Source organism: Myroides sp. C6-3, from assembly GCF_050522425.1.
Taxonomy (GTDB): domain Bacteria; phylum Bacteroidota; class Bacteroidia; order Flavobacteriales; family Flavobacteriaceae; genus Flavobacterium.
Map to the genome: position 1 here is coordinate 1 of NZ_JBMVQP010000035.1, position 21,200 is coordinate 21,200.

Consider the following 21,200-nt stretch of genomic DNA (forward strand, 5'->3'; position numbering starts at 1 on the left):
TTTGGTGTTCGATGAATCTACGCTACGCTCCGATTTTCGCTTCGCTCCGATTTCTCCTGCGTCGAGGTGACATGACGGGAGTGAGTGACGGGAGTGAGTGACGTACTTTCTATTTCAGAAAAATCTACCGTTAACCGTTAACCGTTAACTGTTAAACGACCTACAAAAAAAAGCTTGAGTTAAAACCCAAGCTTTTTTGTACTATACCCTTTATTTTGCATGTTTTAATACATCAATTGTATCCATCCTGTGCGTTGTTTACCATGAGAGGTCAAAATGTAGTAATAGGTGCCTGATGGCAACATCTTACCGGATTTATTCTGTCCATACCACTGTTTTTTATAGCCTCGTCCATGTGAATAAACTTCTACTCCATCCCGGTTAAAAATCTTAATCTGCGAGATACCGTGACCACTTAAATCAAGTGATTCATTCAGACCATCGCCATTTGGAGAGATTCCCTTCGGTAAAGGACAATCATCATAATTGACTTTGAAGCTACTTTCATCAATACACTCCACTTGAGCGGAGCCATTTTTCGCATAGATAAAGATCTCCATCGGCATTAAGATCTCCTGACCTGGTTGTAATTCCAATCCCTGACCATGAGGTCTGGTGAAATAACGGTTGTATTTTAAAGGTTGCGGCAATACAAAAGTTTCACACGCTAAATCTTGATCTTCAATTTGCATCGCAATAGCTTCCTCATGTATCACTACTGTAAACGTCGATTGTCCTTCACAACCTTCTTCTGTCTGTTTGTACACATAGAGTTGAGTAGTTCCAATTTGATCAAACACATATCCTGTTTCATATCGATCCCCTTCTCCGAAAGGTTTCGTATAAAATGCAGCTCCCTCTTCTACTTTAGGTAAGACATAAGCTTTACAAACCTCTACATTCGGTAGTATAGCTAGTTCCACTGGTGGAATTTGGATTAAATCAAAACTCCCTACTTTAAAACATCCTGTAGCTAAACTAATAACCTTCACATATACTGTTTGACGACCTTTGATTTTAACAGTTCCTACAATAGCTTGTTCTAAACTTTGATCAGCGAAATATTCTACTTTAAAGAACTCATCTGTAGATGCTAAATGTTCATAGATAACCGAGTTGTAACTCGAAGGATCTATCTCTGCAACTTTCGTATTCCCTTGTCTATTACTACATGCGTGCAAATCAGGGAGGACTGAAACATCAAAATCCTCTTTTATAAAGTTGTATTTTTCTTCTAATACGATTTCATTTCCCTCACATAGGGAATACGTCACTTTAGCGATGTATTCAACTTCATCGTCAATCAATACATCAATAGCAGGTGTTGTAGCATATTCTTCTCCATTTCTATACCATTGTAATTCGACGACAGAATCCCCATTAGGCGCAAAACGCCAAGCTTCTTCTGCTGCTCTCCAATTACCAGTATTTCGAGTAAATGGAGTACGAGTTTTGGATCCATTCTCATTGACAATACCAATGACACTGTTGCGGTTATTCTCTTCGTTTCCAGAAGCCGCAATCGGCCTTTTTTTGAGGTACACTTCTATCGTATTGATATTTTCATATAGTACAATTTGAGACGTTTGAGTAGTCCCCTCAATATTTTCCTCGTCATATGCTTCACCTTCAAGAGCTACATGGTAGGTATTAAAGACAAAAGCACGACACGGGAATTCTCCATATACTTTATAATTTACAGAAGCGTCTGCAGGTGAGTTTTGTAAATCTAAATCTTGCATAGCACCAAAGATAGCATCCAAAAACGGAGCATCCTCAGGGGTACCATTGATCAGTTCTTTTTCCAAAACTCCTGAACTCTCACTACCTGGTGCATACTGACCATTCGCTGTTTCCCCCTCAATACTAAAGGACATCACGGCATTCGTGGTCAACAGTACTTTGCTATAAGTATTGCCATAGAAGCAGAAGTTAAAACCTAAATCTACTGCCTCTGACCACTGATCATCTCCTGTTATTTCTGTGCTTCCTTGATCAACAAAAGGATAAAGTGGCGCATAATCAATGGCTTTGTAATAATAATCATCTGTTGCACGGCTATTGCCATAATCCACTTTTAATGTGGTCTGAATAGAGGTATCCTCGCAGATTATATAGTCCCCCGAATCACTGGTTGGCAAATCGAGATCTTCTTTTGTCAAATCAATACACGAGGTATCTACAGCGTAGAAATACTCTTTTGGTCCTCTCCAAAAACTACGCAGAAATTCTCCTTCTCCACAAATCGCTCGGACATAAAAGAGATAATGTTTCCCTTCTTCTACGGTTGTAACTATATAAGAGGGCGTATCTTCAACTAAAATTCCGCGATCTTCAGGTTCGGGCATTGCTTCTCCTTCTTCAATAATAAACACTTCCCACTGTGTCTCGTCGCCTTGAGCTTCCCATGAAAGCTCCACATCGGTAGTTCCCGCTATAAAAGTTGCCGCTAAATTAATCGGACTCAAACAGCCACTCGCCATTACCACGACATCATCAATGGCTGCTGGTGGTTGAACACCATTTTGATCATCATTGTACCATTTATAAATAAATGAAACCACTTGATTTTCCATGCCTAAAGGAATATCGGAAATTTGAACTTCCCTTTGCCAACCATTCGAATCCACGTAAAAAGGTTCTCCAATATCTAGTGTTCTTCGACGATTAGGCTCTGAAGTAGGCAATTCTAAATCGATATAATTAATAAAATTAGTAAAATAATCTCGAGGTGAGTCACTTCTAAATTCGCCATTTACCTGATAGTCATAAGCGACATAAAGTTCTCTCGCATTCGCTGGAATAATAAGCTCTCTTCTTGAGGTTGTAGCAATTCCATTCGGTGTATTCGTAGTATAGTGGTAACTCTCTCCTAAATCATCAGAAATATACAGAGAGCGATCACCAGAAAAATGAACTGCCTCACCTACAATCCAGCGATTTAATATTGATTCAGTGTCCCATTGATAAGCGTTATCATCTTCAAAGCCATCTCGAAACGGCAATTCTGCAGGTTGTTGAAGGGTACGAACCACTTGAACATCCCAATCGCCATAGCTGACTGTTTCTGTACTTGAAACACACTTAGGTCTAAAGTACACATAATGATCCCGTTGTAGTGGAGATAATCCCGTTATCTCATAGTCAAAATAGACATCCGGATGTGTTGGTACACTAGTATCTCCTAAACTCTCTAAAGGAATTTCCACATCTGACACAATCAAATCGTACAAATAAGCATTAATATTTACCTCTGTTAGATAATTCACACTCGCAGCTACAATGCTAAACGAGTTTGTTGTGATATTCTCAATAATTAAGCTAGGGCGAGATTCATTCGGATAATTTTCTCGATCTCGTATAACAAGATCACAAGTCAGATATATATTAATATTATCGATAGCTACCGCAATGACCCCATCTGAATCATAGCCACCACTCCACTGAAAATTAAATCGACCTATTCCCCCTCGAATTTCATTTTCGTCAGCTGTTTCACTCCATGGTATACTGATTTGAACTCGTTCAAATTCTGCAGGAGGATCCTTTACTTCCGAATCTCCATACTGTACTCTCCTACTAGACAATCCCCATCCAGAACCAAAGTTTGTACTATAATGACTAATTGGAATGCGAGCAACAGGGACATGATACTGTCCATTTAACAAGCGTACTTCAAAACCCGTTTTGAAATAATCTTGCCACTTGCCTGTGCCTCCCTCATTTCCAAGAGATCTCAAATCAAAATCAAGGTGTATTGTTTCTCGATTGTTGGGCATATTAAAATCAACATAAGCATGAGACGTTTGCAATATATCTCGAGTATAGTCATTGTGTACCCCTCCATCATTCGTTACATATAAAGAATGAGCGCCCCCATTTTCTATAGCAGAACCAATAACCCAAGTATTTTGAGTATCATTCATAAAATTAAAAGAAGAAGGACTTTCAAAATCGGTTGAATACGGAAGATCCACTGGAGAATGAAGCGTTAGATTATTCCCAGACGGAATATTTTCTACGACAATATTATCCAAATATAACCGCTCACTTCCTTCCTGTCTTCCTGTGACGTGAAAAGCAATATTTATATCTCCAGTAATAGGAAGACCCGTTCGTTGATCAACTAAATCATAAATAATCTCAACATAATCACCTGTTTCTCTATATTGGATAATAGGTGTAATTTTATGTGTAAATTCTTCTAACAGAAAATTGCCATTCACAGGCCCTAATCGATTAACCAATATTTCCATATTTGTTCGGGTCTGGATAGGCACACCAATCCTTGTAATCATATGATAAGAAAAACGCAAGCGTTGGTGTCCATTTACGCGGATTCTTGGTGAAATCAACCAATCATCCGCATTGCTTATACTTCCTTCAATGCGTATTGAGGCCGAGGGATTTCTAGATCCACCAGGGATATAGGGAACATCCCATGTTATTTCATCGTTATTATTATTAATAACGGTCCAACACCCTACCGTCAAAGATTCTGGTGAAAAAACTTCAACAAAGGGCAAAGCTGTGATAAGCTGTGGACAAACATTAGGTACATCCTGCAATAAAGTGGACCTGTTTAAACCCACATCTTGCTTACTTAGCACTTCCATTGCCTGTATTGTACTATAGGTAAACAGCACTACTGCTAACACCCATATCAAAAGCCCTTTATTTTTCATATAAATACACCATCATTTATTATCTAACTAACTGAATTAGAAAATCATTCAGCTATCAATCCACTAAAATAACAAATTATACTTTAAAAACTTAACAATAAGTTATTTTTAGTTAATTTTTACATAATTAAATAGAGATGCAAACTTTGTTTTTTTATACTTCATTTAGTATTAATACATCAACTGTATCCATCCTGTGCGTTGTTTACCATGAGAGGTCAAAATGTAGTAATAGGTGCCTGATGGCAACATCTTACCGGATTTATTCTGTCCATACCACTGTTTTTTATAGCCTCGTCCATGTGAATAAACTTCTACTCCATCCCGGTTAAAAATCTTAATCTGCGAGATACCGTGACCACTTAAATCAAGTGATTCATTCAGACCATCGCCATTTGGAGAGATTCCCTTCGGCAAAGGACAATCATCATAATTGACTTTGAAGCTACTTTCATCAATGCACTCCACTTGAGCGGAGCCATTTTTCGCATAGATGAAGATCTCCATCGGCATTAAGATCTCCTGACCTGGTTGTAATTCCAATCCCTGACCATGAGGTCTGGTGAAATAGCGGTTGTATTTTAAAGGTTGCGGCAATACAAAAGTTTCACACTCCAAATTCTGATTTTCAATTTGCATCGCAATAGCTTCCTCATGTATCACTACTGTAAAGGTCGATTGTCCTTCACAACCTTCTTCTGTCTGTTTGTACACATAGAGTTGAGTAGTTCCAATTTGATCAAACACATATCCTGTTTCATATCGATCCCCTTCTCCGAAAGGTTTCGTATAAAATGCAGCTCCCTCTTCTACTTTAGGTAAGACATAAGCTTTACAAACCTCTACATTCGGTAGTATAGCTAGTTCCACTGGTGGAATTTGGATTAACTTCAAGCTTCCTGATCTGACACATCCACTTACTTTACTCGTTACTTTTACATAAACTATTCGTTCTCCCCTAAGCCTAATAGGTTCTGTTACAGAATTTTCTAGTATTTCATCATCATAGAATTCAATAGTAAAATCGGCCGCTGTTGCATTTATATGCTCAAGAATAGGATCAATATAATCGTTGATATCAACAACAGCTATAGCTGTTTCTCCTTCTTTATTACTACAGATTTTGAAAGTTGGAAGCGCTGAAACATCAAAATCTTCTTTTATAAAGTTAAAATTCTCTTCCAAAACAACTTCGTTTCCTTCGCATAGTGAATAGGTTACTTTAGCGGTATATTCCACTTCATCATCAATCCATACATCGATGACAGGTGTTGTTGCATATTCCTCACCATTTCTATACCATTGAAGTTCCACACGAGATTCACCCCTTGGAACAAAGCGCCATGCTTCCTCTTCAGCTCTCCAATTTCCTGTATTTCTATAAAAAGGATTTCTCGCCATTGAACCATCGTGATTAATAATTCCAATAACGCTATTGCGGTTATTTAACTCGCTATCAGAAGCCGCAATTGGTCTTTTTTTAAGGTATACTTCAATCGTATTGGTACTTTCATACAATACAATTTGTGAAGTTTGTGTAGTTCCCTCAATATTACCCACGTCATACGCTTCACCTTTAAGGGCCACATGATAGGTATTAAAGACAAAAGCACGACACGGAAATTCTCCATATACTTTATAATTCACAGACGCATCTACAGGTGAATTTTGTAAGTCTAAATCTTGCATAGCACCAAAGATAGCATCCAAAAACGGAGCATCCTCAGGGGTACCATTGATCAGTTCTTTTTCCAAAACTCCGGAACTCTCACTTCCTGGAGCATATTGCCCATTCACTGTTTCTCCCTCTATACTAAAAGACATCACACCATTAGTAGTCAAGAGTACTTTGTCATACACCTGATCAAAGAAACAGAAATTAAAACCTAACGCTATCGCTTCTGACCACTGATCCTCTCCTGTTAGATCTGTTCTTCCTTGATCCACAAAAGGATAAAGAGGTACATAATCAATAGCTTTATAATAGTAATCATCTGTACCACGGCTATTGCCATAATCCACTTTTAATGTGGTCTGAATAGAGGTATCATCACAGATTATGTAGTCCCCCGAATCACTGGTCGGAAAATCGAGATCTTCTTTCGTTATATCTAAACAAGGCGTATCGATTGAGTAGAAGTACTCTACTGGTCCTCGCCAAAAGCTTCGTTCGTATAAGGTTTCACCACATACTGCTCTGACATAAAAAACAAAGTGTTTCCCTTCTTCCACATCCTGAATAAGATGAGAAGGATCTCCAGTAACTAAAACTCCGCGATCTTCAGGTTCAGGTCCTTCCTCCCCTAGTTCAGTAACAAAAATTTCCCACTGATTTTCTTCCCCTCTTGGCTCCCAAGAGAGTTCTATATTATTTGTCCCTTCTACAAAATTAGCTTCTGCACTGATAGGCATATAACAACTACTCGCCATAACTTTCACTTTGTCTATCGCAGCAGGCGGCTGAGTGCCATTTTCCGAATTATACACCCATAAAAACCTAAAATTCACATAAGGATTGATTTCGCGATCTACCATTGATTCTAAAACATCCATCACATTAGTCTCTCTCTGCCAACCATTTGAATCCACATAAAAAGGTTGTCCTCTTTGTTGAGAAATCTCCCTAAGTACTAAAGCATTATTCACTTCAACCCATTCTGTGTATTTTATGTCATTCCAAAAATAATCTAGCGGTTGATCCGCCCTAAACTCTCCATTTACCTGATAATAATAGGACACATAAGTTTCTACGGCATCTTCAGGGATGATTAATTTCCTTAAAACTTGAGCTTGATTGATTGTATGGGATGCTGTTGTTTCATAATGATACGTTTCTCCATGTTCATCATCAGAAATATAGAGCGCTTGATTCCCCTCATAAGCAACGGCTTCACCTATCCACCACATATTTGTTTCAGCACTAAATGAATTATAAGGCCCCATACCATCCCAATGATCATAAAGGTATGAATTTTCAAAATCTTCTACGAACGGTAACTCTGCAGAAACTTGTGGTTTTCTTACTGTATAATAATCCCATTCTCCATAGGTTATCTCTCCAGTATCAGAAATACACAAGGGTCTAAAATACACATGGTAATTTCTAATCATAGGATCCAATCCAGTAACCATAACCCCAAGATAGATATTAGTAAATGTAAGAGGATGATTATCAGGATCTTCAACAGGTACAGGAGAAATGATTACATCAAATCGATAGCCAAGCAAACTTCGTGATCCCCTATTAGGACGTGGAAACATCGCCTCATAAACTGAATCTCTAATTCGGATATCTTGGATAGAAAAGCTTGTCGGTGTAAATGTGTCTTCATCATAATCAAGTAAAACAAAAGGGCGAGGTCCATCTGGATTGCTTTCTCTGCTTTCTATGTCAAGCGTACAAGACGTATAGATATTTAGGTTATCTATGGCTACAGCAACTCGTTTTTCCTCTTCGATTCCGCTGACAAATTCAAAATCTAACCTTGCCGTTCCCCCTCTTATTCCATTGTAAATAAAGTTAGGCATATCATCATCTGGCTCCCAAGGAATACTCAGGGTAATTCTTTCAAATTCAGCAGGGGGATCTTTCAAATGCTGATCAGCATAAATATTTAGAAACGTTGCAAATCCACTCCATCCATGATCTCTATGTCTTCTATAGTGTAAATATGGAATTCTCGCAACAGGATTATGTTCATTAGCCGAAAAAAGCCACAGCAAAAACCCAGTACTAAAATAATCATTCCAAGTTTGTCCTTCAAATCCCAAGGAACGCAAATCAAAATCAACATGCAACGTATTGCGATCAGGAGGTATATTAATATCGATAAAAGCATGTGAAGCTTGGGCTGCGCCTAACGTATAATCATTACTTACTCCTCCATCATTTGTTATATACATCGCATTTTCCCCTCCATTGTTTACCGCAGGACCAATGGTCCATTGATCAGTAAAATCATTCCATAGATTAAAATCATTTTCTTCCTCAAACCCTGTTTCATAAGGAAGATCTACAGCCGGTTTAAAAGTACCTGTACTTGGAATATCTTCTACAACAAAGTTATCAATCACGAAGTAATTCGTCACATCACTTCTCCCATATTGATTGTCTACCATATGGAATGCGATATTAATATCTCCTGAGATAGGAATTCCTGTACGATGATCTACTAAATCAAATATCATCTCTTGGAAGCCAATATTATCAGAATACAACAATCGATAAGTAACCTCATAAACAAACTCTTCAATCAAATAGGAATTGTTTACGCTACCTAACTTACTTACACGTATTTGCATATTAGATAATGTTCGTATTTGTGGACCGTCATTTGGAGTGGGTTGAAAATATGAAAAGCGCACCCTTTGATTGCCATTTACGCGAATTCGAGGAGAAATTAACCAATCATCTGGTTGTGGATTACTAGGATTTACAACCATTCCTACATTCCCTCTTCTTGTTGTACTATTGACCTGAGGAATTTCCCAAGTCACTCGATCGTTATTGTTATTGATCGCACGCCAACAACCTAAAGTAGGTGAAAGATCAGAAAAAAGCTCCACAAAGGGCAGTTCTGTAAAGACCTGCGAACAAATGCTATTGGGATCTTGTAAGGAAGTAGATGAGCCGGATCCCGGATTCGTTTGACTATATCCTTTAAACACAGACATTGTACTAAAAATCAAAAACAAAAAAACTACTGTATATTGACAATATTGATTATTCTTCATATAAATCTTCTATTAATAACCTTATGATACAACTCGGTTTGTTATCCGCTATCTACCCTGAACCAAAATAGTAAAATATTCTTAAAAATCTAAATAAAAACTTAAAGTTAGTTAATTTTAATTAAAAACATAGAGTTGAAAGAAACTAAATCCACTACACACCTATTAATTAAGCTGTATTTTAACTTCAAAACAACTTTTATTCAATACCTATATCGAATCCCCCTTTTATTTACACAAATAATCAATGACAAGGCCAACAAAAAGTTTAGTTCCTTCCACAATAATAATACAGGAGATATTTTCTCGTTATTTTATCCTGATGTCCAATAAAAAAAGAGCATGGAATATTTTTATATACCAGTTTTTTTTTGTCAATTAGCATATGACAGAAGGGCAAGAAAAGACAAGTAGGTATGCTTTTTGCCTTTACTATAGTATAGAAACAAATAATCACCTAAATTCAGTTAATATGGACGAAAATTTTTCACAAGAAATTAAAGATGTTATTTCCTTTAGTAAGGACGAGGCATTGCGTCTAGGTCATGACTTTATAGGAACGGAACACTTTCTGTTAGCCTTATTGAGAATTGAGCAAGGTGAAGGATCGACAATCCTCCAAAATCTGGAGGTAGATATTGACTTTTTAAGACATAAAGTTGAGAACTTAACCCCCTATTCTTCTACTAAAACAGCGGTAAACGAGAAAGGATCACTATATCTTACCAAACAAGCAGAACGAGCTTTGCGTTTGACGTACCTTGAAGTTAAGGTATTCAAAAATATTGAAGTAACTTCTGCTCATTTATTGTTGTGTATATTAAAAAATAACGAAGATCCGATCACTCAGATTTTAAACAAAATGAACGTGGATTACGAAAATGTTAAAAAATACTATGTTGAATTTCTTTCTGACGAGAAGAAAGAATCGGATAGCGAGGACATTTTTCACAGTCCCAAAGCGGAAACCTTTGAAGAATCAGGACAAAATGACAGTTCTTCGAGTAAAAAAGCTGACACTCAAGGAAATTTACCCAATAAAAAGAGTAAGACTCCTGTGCTCGATAATTTCGGTAGAGATTTGACGGAAATGGCCATTGAAGGCAAGTTAGATCCCGTAGTGGGTCGCGAGAAGGAAATCGAGCGTGTTTCGCAAATCTTAAGTCGTAGAAAGAAAAACAACCCTTTACTTATCGGTGAACCTGGAGTTGGAAAATCGGCTATTGCAGAAGGCTTAGCGCTAAAAATCATCCAAAAAAAGGTATCTCGTGTTCTGTTTAACAAGCGCGTGGTAACCCTTGACTTGGCAAGTTTAGTTGCGGGCACAAAGTACAGAGGTCAATTTGAGGAGCGCATGAAAGCGGTCATGAATGAGTTGGAGAAAAACACCGATATCATTCTGTTTATTGACGAAATCCACACCATTGTAGGTGCTGGTGGTGCTACAGGATCACTGGATGCGTCGAATATGTTCAAACCGGCTTTAGCACGAGGGGAGATTCAATGTATAGGTGCTACAACACTAGATGAGTTTAGACAGCACATCGAAAAAGATGGCGCATTAGAGCGTCGTTTCCAAAAAGTATTGGTTGAACCTACTTCGATAGACGAAACGATCACAATCTTACACAATATCAAAGACAAATACGAAAGTCACCACAACGTTAGTTATACTGATGAGGCGATTGATGCTTGTGTGAAGTTAACCAACCGTTATATGACGGATCGATTCTTACCAGACAAGGCAATTGATGCGTTGGATGAAGTCGGCTCTCGTGTGCACATTACAAATATCAATGTTCCCAAAAACATTCTAGACCTCGAACAAGAATTGGAAGAAGTTCGCGAGAACAAGAACCTCATGGTTCAAAAACAGAAATACGAAGAAGCGGCTAACCTGAGAGATCGAGAAAAGAATATCGAAAAAGAGCTTGATATCGCTCAAGAAGCTTGGGAAAAAGAGGTAAAAGACAATCGCATTCTCATTACAGAAGACGACGTTGCGGATGTGGTCTCTATGATGACAGGAATACCGGTGAATCGAATTGCCGAAAAAGAGATCAATAAATTGGCTAATTTACCAGCGATTATCAAGGGCAAAGTTATCGGACAAGACGAGGCTGTTGGCAAAATTGCCAAGGCTATTCAACGCAATAGAGCGGGATTAAAAGACCCGAACAAACCGATTGGATCCTTTATCTTCTTAGGGCAAACAGGAGTTGGTAAAACGCAATTAGCCAAAGTGATTGCCAAAGAGCTCTTTGACTCGGAAGATGCACTAATTCGAATTGACATGAGTGAGTACATGGAGAAATTTGCGCTTTCTCGTTTAATTGGAGCGCCTCCAGGTTATGTAGGATATGAAGAAGGTGGACAGTTAACGGAAAAGATCCGCAGAAAACCGTATAGCGTCATTCTATTTGATGAAATTGAAAAAGCGCATCCAGATATCTTCAATATGCTTTTACAAGTATTGGACGACGGACATTTAACGGACAGTTTAGGTCGAAAAGTCGACTTTAGAAATACAATTATCGTGATGACTTCGAATATTGGTGTACGTCAATTGAAAGATTTTGGTCAAGGTGTCGGTTTTGGTACACAAGCCCGTAAAGAGCAAACGGATCAACACAGTAAATCGGTTATTGAAAGTGCTTTGAAAAAAGCCTTTGCTCCTGAGTTTTTAAATCGAATCGACGATATTGTTGTGTTTAATTCACTAGAAAAAGAGCATATTAACGCGATTATTGACATTGAATTGGCTAAATTATTTCAACGCATTGACGACTTAGGTTACAAATTAATTCTAACCGACAAAGCGAAGAATTTCATTGCTGACAAAGGATTTGACAAGCAATATGGAGCTCGCCCACTGAAAAGAGCGATTCAAAAGTACATTGAAGATCCAATTGCTGAAGAAATCGTCAACTCGAAAATCACCGTTGGAGATACCATCACATTAGATGCACCCAAAGATGAAACTGGAGATGCTTTAACGATCAAGATAAAAACAAAAAAACCTGCTAATTAGCAGGTTTTTTCTTTTTATTTTCAGTGGTTTTTATTCTAATTTTTTCTCTGCTGTTATTTAAACGTTATTTTTTATTATTTTATCTTATATTAGATCATAGCAATTACTTTAAAGTAGTACTTTCGCATTTGAATAATTAAATAAAATGGTAGATAAACTCATTGTTGGTAGTGAAGAATGGTGTTCTTTCTCTACATTAAATATCCCTGCGATTAAAGCCCGTGTAGACTCAGGAGCTAAGACATCTGCTTTACATGCGGTAAACATTAGTCCTTTTGAAAAAGACGGTGAAAAATGGGTCAAGTTTGATGTAAATCCCTTGCAAAATAACGGAAAAACAATCATCCATTGTGAAGCTAAGATAGTGGATAAAAGAATCGTCAAGAGCTCTAGTGGATCTAGAGAATCTCGCTATGTAATCCGTACGGTACTTGGTTTAGGAGAAATGTCTTGGGAGATTGAGTTAACCTTAACCAATAGAGACTCTATGGGGTATCGCATGTTATTGGGAAGAGAAGCGATGGGCGGTCGTATTTTAGTCGATCCAGAAAAAAACTTCTTACTTGGACAACCAACAACAGAGAAATTAGACGAATACTACAACAAACCCAAAGAAGCTAAAAGTGGCTTACGCATTGGGTTGCTCGCAAGTAATCCCGAATTATATAGCAATAAGCGCATCATTGAAGCAGGAGAGCTAAGAGGACATGAAATGCACTTCTTAAACTTAAAGTACTGCTACATGAAATTAGATGCCAATCAACCGGAAATTCACTATAGAGGTGGTCGTGTATTGAATGACTTTGATGCGGTTATTCCGCGTATTAGACCTAGTATGACCTATTATGGGTGTGCCTTGACTCGTCATTTCGAATCCTTAAAGGTGTACAGTCTAAACAGTGCTGCTGCTATTGCACAATCACGAGATAAATTATTCTCATTACAACTGCTTTTAAATCATGGCATTGACATTCCTACAACGGGTTTTGCCAACTCTCCATTAGACACCAATGACTTGATCAAAATGGTCGGTGGTAGCCCACTCATTGTCAAATTATTAGAGGGCACACAAGGAAAAGGAGTTGTATTAGCGGAAACGAAAAAAGCGGCTGAAAGTGTTATCAACGCTTTCAAGAGTTTAAATGCCAATATCTTAGTACAAGAATTCATCAAAGAAGCGAATGGAAAAGACATTCGTTGTTTTGTAGTCGATGGAAAAGTTGTTGCCGCCATACAGCGCGAAGCGGTTCCGGGAGAATTTAGAGCGAATATCCACTTAGGAGGAACAGCTTCTATCATCAAGGTAACCCCCGAAGAAAAGCGCATTGCGATTCGCGCTGCGAAAGCGATGAATTTAAAAGTTGCCGGTGTTGATATTATTCGATCTGCTAAAGGACCACTCTTACTGGAAGTAAACTCTTCTCCAGGATTAGAAGGTATTGAAGGAGCAACCAATAAAGACATTGCCTCTGAGATGATTAAAGCAATTGAAAAACAAGTTAAATGGTAAGGAAATAGCCCTCAAGCTATTTCTTACCTCCCTTATAAACGCAATTTAGAGTTATGAATCCCTCAACAACTGGCTGGATAAAAAAATACTTTGCAGAACACGATAAATACGCCATTTTCAAAGCAACGAATGTAGAAGAACTTGCGCATGAGATTAGAACAACAGGCTTTAGCTTTGGTCAAATTAATGCAAGTGGTTTTCCTGATATTTATACGTCTTTTAACTATACACAAGAAGAGTTCGCTAAAATCTGCTTTTTACAGCTATTGGAAAAAATTTACTTCTTCCAATATCCCACCCATAGTACAGAAGAATTCATTCGACAATTACTCGATTTTTATCAGCTATTTGTTCCGCATAAAACGAACTTTTTTACCAGTTTATTTGAGGATAAAAACACCTATGCCCGATTAGAACACTTATTTGCCATCAAGTGGAAAGAAAACTTTTTTTCTCAGTCCAAAAGCAATTCTATTGCGTTGAATTTACTTGTATTATCCATCTATTTATTGACGTTTGAGACATATTTAGCAGGAAAAATACACCCTAATCTATACCACGTTTACATCGAAGATTTAATTCAAGCGATTTTAAACCAAACGAATCATCAAAAGAATGCGGATCTCCACCGCGTAGACAATCCCAATGATTTCTCGATAGACGAAATTATGGAAGTGCAATCTTCCTATTTAGAGATGAGTATTTTACTTGATCTTGTACTGTGTAGTTCTTGGAATAACGAAACGAAAACGCTAACCCTTCCCAATTGTGAGGTTGCGCCTTTTGAGCGCTTATCCTTTTCTGCAGAGCAAATCGAAGACAGTCGCACGTGTTTTATGCGCTTTGTCCAACAAAACGACTACAATTACGTCTTTCTCAAGTCGTCTAATTTATTCAACAATATGATCAATAATTCAACGAATTATGTCGAGTTTTTAGTCAGTAGAAATAAAGGGCGAATCTTGAAAGAGATTCAAAAAAACAAGCAGTTGATGCAGTTATTGATGGATTCTACCCATCGAAATTTAGATATGCAAGAAAAGAAATTGATCAAAAAACAAACCCTTGAGGTGATTAAAACCATTCCTTCTCTTGCGATATTTCTATTGCCAGGTGGCACTATATTACTTCCTATTATTTTAAAATTTATTCCTTCTCTCCTACCATCCTCATTTAACGAGAATTTGGAGTCGGATTAAATCTTTTTAAATCGAAGTTGATACACTTCGTCTAGGTCTTGATTACTGGTTACATTTACCTCTAAATCTGTCACATACCCAGAGTTTAGTCCATACACCCATCCGTGAATACTCAACTCTTGATTTCTAGCCCAAGCGCCTTGAACGATGGAGGTTTTTGCTAGGTCGTATACTTGTTCTTGTACATTGAGTTCCACAAAGCGATTAAATCGCATTGTCGTATCTTCTATACCGTCTAGTTCGACATTGTGCAAGCGATACACGGTTTTGATGTGTCGAATCCAATTGTCAATCAAACCGTAGGATTCGTTTTTCATCGCTGCTTCTACTCCACCACAACCATAATGCCCACATACAATAATATTGGTTACTTTGAGGATATTTACGGCATAATCCAATACGCTCAACATATTCATATCCGAGTGAATGACCATATTGGCAATATTTCGGTGTACAAATACATCACCAGGTTCAGCACCGATGATTTCATTCGCAGGTACACGGCTATCTGAACAACCAATCCATAATACAGGAGGGGTTTGTCTGTGACATAAACGCTTGAAATACTCGGGATTAATGGCTAGTTTTTCTTCAACCCAAGCTTTGTTATTTTCTAATATTTTTTTGTAAAATTCGTTGTGCTTCAAAACTTCTTTTTTTATTCAACAAACATTTCTTTGACGAAATCTACTTCCCCTGTTTCGACTTTATAAAAGGCCCCTACGATACCGATTTCGCCTTTTTCATACATCTCACAAAGCACACTACTCTTGGTTAAGATGTGGTTGATGGTGTACTCCACATTGTAAAAGGCGACCATATCTACTCCTTCTTTGGACTGAACATCTAGTTCAGGATAATACCTTTTTACGTGCTCTACAGCAGGATCTACTTTAGCTAATAAATTGCTTAAATGACCTAATTTAACGTCTTTACAAGCCCCCGTAATTGCCCCACAATGGGAGTGTCCCAACACCATAATCAATTTGGATCCTGCTAATTTACAGGCAAATTCCATAGAGCCTATGATATCTTCATTCAATACATTCCCTGCGATTCGCGTGCTAAATACATCACCTAATCCTTGGTCAAAAATAAGCTCTGCTGAAGTTCTACTGTCTATACAACTTAAGATAATAGCGAAGGGAAATTGACTTTCCTTTGTTTCATTCACCTGCTCTAATAAATTCGCATGTGCTTTTAAGTTTTCAACAAAGCGTTTGTTTCCTTCTTTTAGAAAAGACAGCGCCATTTGCGGAGTCATTGACTTTTGATCGTCTATATTATGTAGTCTCATTTTTACGCGATTAATACGATAATAATTCGAAACAAATGTAACCAAAAATGGCTTTTAAAATATAAATAAAGCAATAAGCCTCTATATTTTTATCAATTTGAAAAAAACCTAACATTTTTTAAGGATTTTATACCTCCTTATCTTTCATATCTAATTCATATAAAGGTGTATTTGCTTGGGATTAGTAAAAATCACATAATCGTTAAGAGGAATATAAAAAAGAACAAAATTTGTATAGATTCAAAAATAGTTGATACATTTGCAGTGAATTTCACGGGAGGAAAAATTTGTACTGATTGCAACCTCGGTAAAAAATGCTAAAGCAGAATATATTGTATCTTCACTTTAGCCATTTCCTCTTTTTTTAAAACATTAAAAAAAACAAATCATATGGCTTATTACTTCACATCGGAATCTGTAAGTGAGGGACATCCGGATAAAATTGCAGATCAAATTTCAGATGCTTTAATTGACAATTTCTTGGCTTTTGATTTAGAATCAAAGGTAGCATGTGAGACATTAGTTACTACAGGGCAGGTAATTCTTGCTGGAGAAGTAAAATCAAAAACCTATTTAGACGTACAGCAAATTGCTCGTGATGTAATCAACAAGATTGGTTACACAAAGAGTGAATATATGTTTGACGGAAATTCGTGTGGTATTTTGTCGGCGATTCACGAGCAATCGGCAGAGATCAGCCAAGGAGTAGAACGCGCGAGTAAAGAAGACCAAGGTGCGGGAGATCAAGGGATGATGTTTGGTTATGCTTCTACAGAAACGGAAGACTATATGCCTTTAGCATTAGATTTATCACACAAATTACTACAAGAATTAGCAGTCATCCGCAGAGAAAACAAAGAGGTAACTTACTTACGCCCAGATGCTAAAAGTCAGGTTACATTAGAATATAACGATGATAACAAGCCCGTTCGTATCGTAACGATTGTATTATCTACACAACATGATGACTTTATTCAAGCAGCAGACGGGACTCCTGAGGCAAAAGCAAAAGCTGAAGCAGCAATGCAGGCACAGATTAAAAAAGACATCATTGCAGTTTTAATTCCTCGTGTACTAGCAAAATACCCTCAATATCAATACTTATTTGAAGCTACAGAAGAGATTGAATTCTTGATCAATCCTACTGGAGTTTTCATTATTGGAGGACCTCACGGAGATACGGGACTTACAGGAAGAAAGATTATCGTTGACACCTATGGAGGAAAAGGAGCGCACGGAGGAGGTGCTTTTTCAGGAAAAGACCCGAGTAAAGTTGACCGAAGTGCTGCTTATGCCACACGTCACATTGCGAAAAACCTCGTAGCCGCAGGTGTTGCAGAAGAAGTATTGGTGCAAGTGTCTTACGCCATTGGTATTGCAAAACCAACGGGAGTTTACGTAAACACCTATGGAACGTCAAAAGTAAACGTAACCGATGGGGAGATTGCAAAAAAAGTAAGTGAATTATTCGACTTACGTCCTTACTTCATTGAGACGAGTTTAAAACTGCGCAATCCGATTTACAGTGAAACAGCTGCTTACGGACACATGGGACGTAAACCTCAAGTAGTTACAAAGACATTTACACGACCTGGAGGAGAAACAAAACAGGTAGAAGTAGAATTGTTTACATGGGAGAAATTAGACCGTGTAGACGACATTAAAAAAGCTTTTAATTTATAGTTTGCCTGCGCAACTTTACTATCATAAAACGCTTAATCCTCGGGTTAAGCGTTTTTTTTTCATAATCTTTAGTCGTAGTATTGTTTTTTGTTTTTCTATCTTTAGTTTTTATGCTCGTATTATTTACCAAAAACTAATGTATGAATTGGCTATTTGCGCTTCTAATCCTTCTTGTTGGTTACTATTTATGGACACATCATCGCAATAAGCAAAAGCAAATCAAGCGAAACAAGCAGCTTCTCGAAGATTGGGGCAATCCAAAAACAGGAGATTTTGACCTCGTTAAGATTAAGCGATACCGCGAGGCAATACAAGACGCCCCTCCCTCCTACCAACAACTGGGAGAACAAGAAAACCTAGATTTGGATCTCGACGAGGTATTTATGTATCTCGATCGAACGATTACACCAATAGGACAACAATACCTCTATAACAGGTTACATACTATTGAGGAGAATTCCATAAAAAAGCAACACAAAAAACTAGAAGAAGGGTTTGCCACAGATCCCGAACTACGCAAAAAAACCCATGCGCTTTTACAACCGCTAAACACGCAAGAAACGTACTATTTTCACTATCTGTTTACGCATCCAATTCCCCTACAACAACAGCAATACACCTTAGCCTGGGCATTGACCTTCCTACATATCGTTCTTTTGCTCTCTCTGTGGTTTTATCCGCTACTTAGCGTCTTGTTTATCGTCACGTTGCCGATTAATCTCGTGATACACTATAAGAATAAATTTCGCTTATATGAATATCAAAATGGAATTTCACAACTGCGAAAAATACGCCATGCACTTGAGCATTTGGCTTTAAATCCGCTCTTACAACCCTTTGTTCAAGGAAAGGTATATTTTACTAAACTCAAAGGATTAACGCGTTTAACACATGGATTTGACAACCCCATGCACGGAAATGAAATCACAACCCTCCTCTGGTTTCCTGTGGAATTAGTAAAAATAACCTTTAATATAGAATCTATTTTATTTCATCTATTTGCGCGTAAACTAGGCCAAAACAAACAAGATTTACACGAGGCATTTACAGCACTTGGCACAATTGAACTCGCACTTAGCAATGCTTCATGCAAAGTACACCACATAACCTGTACCCCGATTTTCCACAAGGAGAAACGCATTATAGCCGAAGGGTTATACCATCCGTTGGTAGAGAATTGCACGCCAAACGACTTACATTTAAATTGCGAAAGTCTACTGCTTACAGGGTCTAATATGTCGGGAAAAACGACGTTTATTCGCACAGTAGCTCTCAATCTATTACTTGGACAAACACTTGGTTTTGCCTTTGCTCGATCGCTACTAGCTCCTTTTTGTCGTTTACACACCTCCATTCGCATTGCGGATGATCTGCTAAAACAAACGAGTTATTATTTAAAAGAAGTAGAAACAATCAAATCCTTTTTAGATCAATCCGCTACGAGCCATTTTAATGTGTTTATTTTGGATGAAATCTTAAAAGGAACGAATACAGCCGAGCGCATTGGAGCGAGTACAGCAATCTTGCGTTACTTAAACAATGCGACTAATTTTGTGTTGGTATCCACACACGATTTAGAATTGATTCAATTGCTAGCAGATTCTTCTTATGTTTCACACTACTTCAGTGAGATTTTTGATGAGCAACAACAGTTGTATTTTGACTATACCCTCAAAAAAGGCGTTCCCTCCACTACAAATGCCATCCGACTATTACAGCTGTATGAGTACCCGGATATCATCGTAGAACAAGCGCTACAGCTTAAACGAGAACTGCAATAACTATCGCAAAAAAAGATACCGTGTTGATTCGTTGTTAGGAGAATTCTTCAACAAAAAAAAGGAATAACCCCTTGAGATCATTCCTTGTACTATTTTTTCATGTATAGTTGTAACCATACTTGATTACCTCTGTATGTAGCAACAACTTTACATGATGCGATTTGCATTTTGTTTTAGTCTTACATTACTGCTGCTACAATATAGTACACAAGCATCGCAATTACTGCAGATACTGGAATCGTCAAGATCCAAGCCCAAAGTAAGTTGATGGTTACCCCCCAACGGACTGCAGATACACGCTTGGTTACTCCTACACCAATAATAGAACCTGTAATAGTATGTGTTGTCGATACCGGAATTCCCAAGTGTTCTGTTACATATAAAGCAACCGCACCTGCTGTTTCCGCTGCAACTCCTTCTAATGGAGTTACTTTTGTAATCTTACTTCCCATCGTTTTTACGATCTTCCATCCTCCAGATAATGTACCCAAACCAATGAATAAGAACGACGCTAAAGGCACCCACCACCAGTGCTCTACGAACACTTTGAAGGTATCTACTCCGTCTACAAGGTACTCTTGATCCATATCAACATTGACGTGATAAAAGATAACTGCCGCTCCGATGATTCCCATTACTTTTTGGGCATCATTCCCTCCGTGTCCTAAAGAGAACAAAGCAGAAGAAACTAATTGTAAGCGTTTAAACCATTTTTCGCATTTGTAGTGGTTTTGATTTCTACAAATCCACATAATACCCACCGTGATAAAATACGCTAAAATCAATCCCAATAAAGGAGCACCAAAAATGAATAAGAAAATAGGAATTACTTTTGCATAGACCACAACATCAACTCCTTCAACCGAAAACCCACCTGCGTGTGCCACAGCAGCACCGATGAAACCACCGATTAAAGTATGCGAAGAAGAGGAAGGAATCCCCAACTTCCAAGTAGCTAAATTCCAAATAATTGCAGCAATTAAACCTGCAAAAATAACTTCTAAGCTAATAAAGTTTTCATTGACCGATTTGGCAATGGTATTACCAATTTTAAATTCACCAATAATGTATAGGGAGATAAAATAAGCTGCGAAGTTAAAAGCCGCCGCCCAAAGCACTGCCTGGAAAGGAGTCAACACACGAGTTGTTACAATTGTAGCAATCGAGTTTGCGGCGTCGTGAAAACCATTGATGTAATCAAATCCTAGGGCTAAAATGATAATCACAATTAGCATAATCCCGCTTTGATTACTCAATATTTCTGTAAAAAATTCCATATA

General features: G+C 37.8%; 10 protein-coding genes. 5 read left to right on the top strand and 5 right to left on the bottom strand.

Annotated elements, in window-relative coordinates:
• Nucleotides 1–224: 224 nt before the first annotated feature.
• On the bottom strand, nucleotides 225–4,685 hold the full coding sequence (locus ACPDG9_RS13235) for a gliding motility-associated C-terminal domain-containing protein (protein WP_430528195.1): 4,461 nt from the start codon (nucleotides 4,683–4,685) through the stop codon (nucleotides 225–227).
• Between the two features lie 171 nt (nucleotides 4,686–4,856).
• Nucleotides 4,857–9,419, bottom strand: coding sequence for a gliding motility-associated C-terminal domain-containing protein (locus ACPDG9_RS13240; RefSeq protein WP_430528196.1), 4,563 nt, complete (start codon nucleotides 9,417–9,419; stop codon nucleotides 4,857–4,859).
• A gap of 472 nt (nucleotides 9,420–9,891) precedes the next feature.
• Here ACPDG9_RS13240 and ACPDG9_RS13245 point away from each other — a divergent pair, with 472 nt between their 5' ends.
• From ACPDG9_RS13245 to ACPDG9_RS13255, 3 genes are all read left to right on the top strand, one after another.
• Nucleotides 9,892–12,450: an ATP-dependent Clp protease ATP-binding subunit gene (locus ACPDG9_RS13245; RefSeq protein ID WP_430528197.1), complete on the top strand. Its 2,559-nt coding sequence runs from the start codon at nucleotides 9,892–9,894 to the stop codon at nucleotides 12,448–12,450.
• A 145-nt stretch (nucleotides 12,451–12,595) separates the two neighbouring features.
• Nucleotides 12,596–13,960: a 30S ribosomal protein S6--L-glutamate ligase gene (gene rimK / locus ACPDG9_RS13250; RefSeq protein WP_430528198.1), complete on the top strand. Its 1,365-nt coding sequence runs from the start codon at nucleotides 12,596–12,598 to the stop codon at nucleotides 13,958–13,960.
• A 53-nt stretch (nucleotides 13,961–14,013) separates the two neighbouring features.
• Nucleotides 14,014–15,159, top strand: a complete 1,146-nt coding sequence (locus ACPDG9_RS13255; protein WP_430528199.1) for an LETM1-related biofilm-associated protein — start codon at nucleotides 14,014–14,016, stop codon at nucleotides 15,157–15,159.
• On the opposite strand, the gene ACPDG9_RS13260 is transcribed toward ACPDG9_RS13255, so the two are convergent.
• Nucleotides 15,156–15,806 carry a carbonic anhydrase gene (locus tag ACPDG9_RS13260; protein ID WP_430528200.1) on the bottom strand — a complete coding sequence of 217 codons (651 nt, stop codon included), beginning with the start codon at nucleotides 15,804–15,806 and terminating at the stop codon, nucleotides 15,156–15,158. The genes ACPDG9_RS13255 and ACPDG9_RS13260 overlap by 4 nt on opposite strands.
• Nucleotides 15,807–15,817: 11 nt before the next feature.
• On the bottom strand, nucleotides 15,818–16,456 hold the full coding sequence (locus ACPDG9_RS13265; protein WP_430528201.1) for a carbonic anhydrase family protein: 639 nt from the start codon (nucleotides 16,454–16,456) through the stop codon (nucleotides 15,818–15,820).
• Nucleotides 16,457–16,846: 390 nt separating this feature from the next.
• Here ACPDG9_RS13265 and metK point away from each other — a divergent pair, with 390 nt between their 5' ends.
• Together metK and ACPDG9_RS13275 are read left to right on the top strand one after the other, a co-directional pair.
• Nucleotides 16,847–18,139, top strand: a complete 1,293-nt coding sequence (gene metK, locus ACPDG9_RS13270) for a methionine adenosyltransferase (protein ID WP_430528202.1) — start codon at nucleotides 16,847–16,849, stop codon at nucleotides 18,137–18,139.
• Between the two features lie 140 nt (nucleotides 18,140–18,279).
• Nucleotides 18,280–19,920, top strand: coding sequence for a MutS-related protein (locus ACPDG9_RS13275; RefSeq protein WP_430528203.1), 1,641 nt, complete (start codon nucleotides 18,280–18,282; stop codon nucleotides 19,918–19,920).
• A gap of 179 nt (nucleotides 19,921–20,099) precedes the next feature.
• Here ACPDG9_RS13275 and ACPDG9_RS13280 read toward each other — a convergent pair whose 3' ends face one another.
• Nucleotides 20,100–21,197 (bottom strand): inorganic phosphate transporter, encoded by a 1,098-nt coding sequence (locus ACPDG9_RS13280; RefSeq protein WP_430528204.1) that lies wholly within the window; start codon nucleotides 21,195–21,197, stop codon nucleotides 20,100–20,102.
• Nucleotides 21,198–21,200 lie beyond the last annotated feature (3 nt).

Excerpts from the sequence above, each read along its gene's own strand:
- ACPDG9_RS13235 (WP_430528195.1), bottom strand. The coding sequence starts at position 4,685 with ATGAAAAATAAAGGGCTTTTGATATGGGTGTTAGCAGTAGTGCTGTTT.
- ACPDG9_RS13240 (WP_430528196.1), bottom strand. The coding sequence starts at position 9,419 with ATGAAGAATAATCAATATTGTCAATATACAGTAGTTTTTTTGTTTTTG.
- ACPDG9_RS13245 (WP_430528197.1), top strand. The coding sequence starts at position 9,892 with ATGGACGAAAATTTTTCACAAGAAATTAAAGATGTTATTTCCTTTAGT.
- rimK (WP_430528198.1), top strand. The coding sequence starts at position 12,596 with ATGGTAGATAAACTCATTGTTGGTAGTGAAGAATGGTGTTCTTTCTCT.
- ACPDG9_RS13255 (WP_430528199.1), top strand. The coding sequence starts at position 14,014 with ATGAATCCCTCAACAACTGGCTGGATAAAAAAATACTTTGCAGAACAC.
- ACPDG9_RS13265 (WP_430528201.1), bottom strand. The coding sequence starts at position 16,456 with ATGAGACTACATAATATAGACGATCAAAAGTCAATGACTCCGCAAATG.
- metK (WP_430528202.1), top strand. The coding sequence starts at position 16,847 with ATGGCTTATTACTTCACATCGGAATCTGTAAGTGAGGGACATCCGGAT.
- ACPDG9_RS13275 (WP_430528203.1), top strand. The coding sequence starts at position 18,280 with ATGAATTGGCTATTTGCGCTTCTAATCCTTCTTGTTGGTTACTATTTA.
- ACPDG9_RS13280 (WP_430528204.1), bottom strand. The coding sequence starts at position 21,197 with ATGGAATTTTTTACAGAAATATTGAGTAATCAAAGCGGGATTATGCTA.